Raw genomic sequence first — 3,395 nt, forward strand, 5'->3', positions numbered from 1 at the left:
ACATAGAATCATCATGGTTAATCAAGAGTTTGAAAACATGATGGGTTACTCAACCAAGCATGCCCAAGGTTGGAGTGCACATCATTTAATTCTCTTACCTGAAGATCTCGAAGCAAACCTGAGTATCTGGAAAACACTGAAGAGTGAACACGTATGGGAAGGGGAGATTCGTTGTCGAACTAAGTTTAATCAAGTCTTTACCGCAATAATGCGTATTCAGGCGAATTTAACCAAATCAGGTAAAGTGAGTTATTACATTACGTCGCTGGTGGATATCTCTGGGCAAAAAGAGTTAGAAGAAAAATTACGAAACCTAAGCGAAAAAGATGGCTTGACGGGGTTGTGGAACCGCCGAAAATTTGAAGAGCAATTGGCGCAATATGCGGGGATTATTGAACGCTATCCTGATAGCCCTCCTGCTTGTTTGGCGTTGTTTGATATTGACCATTTTAAGCGTATTAATGACGAGCTAGGCCACGACGAAGGAGACAAGGTGATTTGTAGTGTCGCAGAAACCCTCCTAGAAGAAGTCCGCAGCACAGACTTTGTATCTCGTGTCGGTGGTGAGGAATTTGCAGTGATCATGCCGCATACAACACTAGAAGAGGCTGAAATTGTATTGAACAGGCTACGTGTCGCGGTTCAAATGCGTAGTGATAGAGGCATTACTGTCAGTGCTGGGTATAGTGATTTAACCTCTGATCGTACAAGAACGTATAAATGTGCTGATATTGCTTTGTATGAGTCAAAAAGTGCAGGGCGTAACTGCGTATCGCTGTGTCATAGTTATGATGATATTGCTTAGTGCTTTTACAAAAACGAAAAAACGGGGATAGACCCCCGCTTTTTAGTCTCAGCGTTATTCGCTAGCCAGTATGCGACATTGGTTGTCGATGGCGGCTTCGATACACTGTATTGACTGTCTCAAATAACGCTCTAGATAACCTAAAGCATCCTGACTCTTTTTGTCTAGCGATGCCTTCATCAGCATTTCTTGCTCATCGAGATTACAGTGCCCAGGGCTCCCTGTGCCTAAAATCTGCATCGCGAAGTATTGGTAGCGTTTAATTTGCGTGAGTAGATCGCGGAAAAACCCAAACATATTGACAGAGCCAGCACCTTCAAACAGCGCAGTAAGAAACTGATTTTGGCGCTCTTCCCATTCCCTCCAGCAAAAGCTTTCGCCAGGTTTTACTCGGGATAACTTGTGATAAGCAGTTAGTACATCCAGTTCCCATTTTTCATCGCCAATCGTAATTGCCTTACTGAGTAAGCATGCGGAGACCATTTGCAGGCTTTCGTACAAGTCATGTAACTCATCTTTACATACAGGTGCAACCCAGCAGCCTTTTTGCGGCTCGAGTTTGACGTATTTGCTCCAAGATAATTGCACCAATGCTTCTCGAATGGGTGACGCTCCTACGTTGTACTTCTCTTTGAGTTCGGCAACCACGAGTTTTTGACCTGGTTTAAGCTCGCCATCGAGAATATCCTGACGGATCATTCTTAATACTTTGTCGGTAAGAGTGGGACTAGACACATACACCTCATAGAAACTTTAATCGTGACGATAAAATTAAACAGTACGAAATTCTGATAGAGGTAAATAATACAATTAGCCTATTATGAGAGCAAGAAGGCCATATAAAAAAGGAGGGCATAAGCCCTCCTTCTCAAGAAACTGAAGTGTTAAAAATTCAGTCTTATAGTACGTGTACAGAAGCTGTGTTCGTAGTACCTGAAGCAACTAGAGCGCCAGAAACCATAACAACGATATCGCCCTTGTTACCTAGACCTGATTCTAGAGCAAGTTCTTTACCCGCTACGTAGAATGCGTCAGTGCTTTCGATTGAATCAACAACTACAGGAGTAACACCTTTAGTTAGAACTAGCTGTGCAGCAGTTTTCTTGTTAGTTGTTAGCGCTAGAATGTTTGCAGTTGGGAAGTACTTACGTACTGAACGTGCAGACTTACCGCCTTCAGTTGCAACAACGATAAGTGGAGCAGCTAGTTTCTCAGCTGTGTCTACTGCACCTTTACATACTGCTTCAGTGATGCGTAGGCGTGGGCTGTCTAGACGAGAACCTAGTTCAGCTTTTAGCGCTGAGTCAGTACGGTTCGCGATTTGAGCCATGATAGTTACCGCTTCAACAGGGTATTTACCTTTCGCCGTTTCACCAGAAAGCATTACTGCGTCAGTACCGTCCATTACCGCGTTAGCAACGTCGCCTGCTTCCGCACGAGTAGGACGTGGGTTGTTGATCATAGAATCAAGCATTTGAGTTGCTGTGATAACCATCTTACGTGCACGGTTACACTTCTCGATCATCATTTTCTGAGCGAAGATTACTTCTTCAGCTGGGATTTCAACACCTAGGTCACCACGTGCAACCATGATGCCGTCAGAAAGATCTAGGATCTCGTCGAAGTTATCAACACCTTCTTGGTTTTCGATCTTAGAGATGATGTGGATGTTCTCGCCGCCGTTTGCAGCAAGTACTTCACGGATTTCTTGAACGTCAGACGCTTTACGGATGAAAGAAGCTGCTACGAAGTCAACGCCTTGCTCACAACCAAACTTAAGGTCGTTCTTATCTTTTTCAGATAGTGCAGGTAGGTTTACAGAAACGCCAGGAAGGTTAACACCTTTGTTTTCGCCTAGTGCACCGTTGTTAAGAACTTTACATTTAACTTCAGTTTCAGTCTTAGAGATAACTTCCATCTCGATTAGACCGTCGTCTACTAGGATAGTGTTACCTACGTTTAGGTCGGCTGCGAAACCAGCGTAAGTTACTGCAACTTTATCTTTGTTACCTACAACTGAAGTGTCAGTTGTGAAAGTGAATTCTTGACCTGCTACTAGATCAACATCGTTACCGCCTTCTAGCTTGATAGTGCGGATTTCTGGACCTTTAGTATCTAGAAGAATTGCTAGTGGTTTGCCAGTAGCTTCCATTACTTTACGGAAGTTCGCGATACGAGTGCCGTGTTCTTCGTAGTCACCGTGAGAGAAGTTAAGGCGCATTACGTTCATGCCTGCGTTAACTAGTTCAGTTAGCTTCTCTACAGATTCTGTTTTAGGGCCAATCGTACATACGATTTTGGTCTTTTTCATGGAAGATACTCTCCGGTAAGTATAGTTACAATTTGAAAGTCGGTTATTTACTCTGAAGTCAGGACGTTTTTGATGACATTTAGTACCTGTCACCCACCGATTTTTCGTCTCATTATTAGAACTTCAGATTCTGAAAGTCTTTCACCAAGTTTAGTCATTTTATGACTAAAAGATCGGCGACTTTGGTTACCTTTTTGTGACTAATCCCACTTTATATGCAGAAAGTTGCAAAAAAATAGCCTTCAATTCTGTAATTTTTTTTCTTTTCGGTGGCGAATT

At 43.0% G+C, this 3,395-nt stretch carries 3 protein-coding genes; 1 reads left to right on the forward strand and 2 read right to left on the reverse strand.

The genetic code is table 11. The features are described from left to right. Positions 1-805: GGDEF domain-containing protein (locus IQR33_RS30080; RefSeq protein ID WP_193844282.1), on the forward strand; the 805-nt coding region annotated here is incomplete at its 5' end. Positions 806-859: 54 nt separating this feature from the next. Here the strand turns inward: IQR33_RS30080 and IQR33_RS30085 are convergent. Continuing rightward, positions 860-1,546: a GntR family transcriptional regulator gene (locus tag IQR33_RS30085; RefSeq protein ID WP_081008344.1), complete on the reverse strand. Its 687-nt coding sequence runs from the start codon at positions 1,544-1,546 to the stop codon at positions 860-862. Positions 1,547-1,703: 157 nt separating this feature from the next. Next, entirely contained in the window at positions 1,704-3,116 is a 1,413-nt protein-coding gene (gene pykF / locus IQR33_RS30090; RefSeq protein ID WP_005379700.1) for a pyruvate kinase PykF, read from the reverse strand. Positions 3,117-3,395 lie beyond the last annotated feature (279 nt).

It is taken from the genome of Vibrio sp. OPT46 (assembly GCF_015163535.1).
Taxonomy (GTDB): Bacteria; Pseudomonadota; Gammaproteobacteria; order Enterobacterales; family Vibrionaceae; genus Vibrio; species Vibrio alginolyticus.

What these genes read in the sequence shown, in the direction of transcription:
- pykF (WP_005379700.1), bottom strand. Translation starts at nt 3,116, where the DNA reads ATGAAAAAGACCAAAATCGTATGTACGATTGGCCCTAAAACAGAATCT.